Source organism: Bacillus sp. FJAT-47783, from assembly GCF_022808615.1.
GTDB lineage: Bacteria > Bacillota > Bacilli > Bacillales > Aeribacillaceae > Bacillus_BZ.
Map to the genome: position 1 here is coordinate 1 of NZ_JAKZKS010000075.1, position 585 is coordinate 585.

Annotated in this window: 2 tRNA genes and 2 rRNA genes; all 4 read right to left on the reverse strand. The window is 48.4% G+C overall.

From position 1 onward, the window contains the following. A 23S ribosomal RNA gene (locus tag MLD65_RS18020) occupies positions 1–119 on the reverse strand; the annotation flags it as partial. A gap of 125 nt (positions 120–244) precedes the next feature. Then, positions 245–320: transfer RNA gene (locus MLD65_RS18025), tRNA-Ala, on the reverse strand. Positions 321–332: 12 nt separating this feature from the next. Then, a tRNA-Ile gene (locus MLD65_RS18030) sits at positions 333–409 on the reverse strand. An 88-nt stretch (positions 410–497) separates the two neighbouring features. After that, positions 498–585: ribosomal RNA gene (locus tag MLD65_RS18035) — 16S ribosomal RNA — on the reverse strand; the annotation flags it as partial.

Below are 585 nucleotides of genomic sequence, written 5' to 3' on the forward strand. Positions count from 1 at the left end.
ATTCGGAAATCTCCGGATCAAAGCTTACTTACAGCTCCCCGAAGCATTTCGGTGTTAGTCCCGTCCTTCATCGGCTCCTAGTGCCAAGGCATCCACCGTGCGCCCTTTCTAACTTAACCATCGGCAAATGATCTGCTTCGAATTGCTTCGTCGCGAACTTGCCTTATAAAAAAATATCCTAAGTTGAATATCTTTCAGTGAATACTTGGTATGTTATCTAGTTTTCAAAGAACAATCATTCGTTTGGTGGAGCCTAGCGGGATCGAACCGCTGACCTCCTGCGTGCAAAGCAGGCGCTCTCCCAGCTGAGCTAAGGCCCCATATATTAGAGATGGTGGGCCTGAGTGGACTCGAACCACCGACCTCACGCTTATCAGGCGTGCGCTCTAACCGGCTGAGCTACAGGCCCATCTCTTAAATTATTTATTTGTTGAGAGAATGACCTCTCAAAACTAAACAAAACACCAAGCGCTTCTGTATACGATAAGAATCCTTAGAAAGGAGGTGATCCAGCCGCACCTTCCGATACGGCTACCTTGTTACGACTTCACCCCAATCATCTGTCCCACCTTAGGCGGCTGGCTC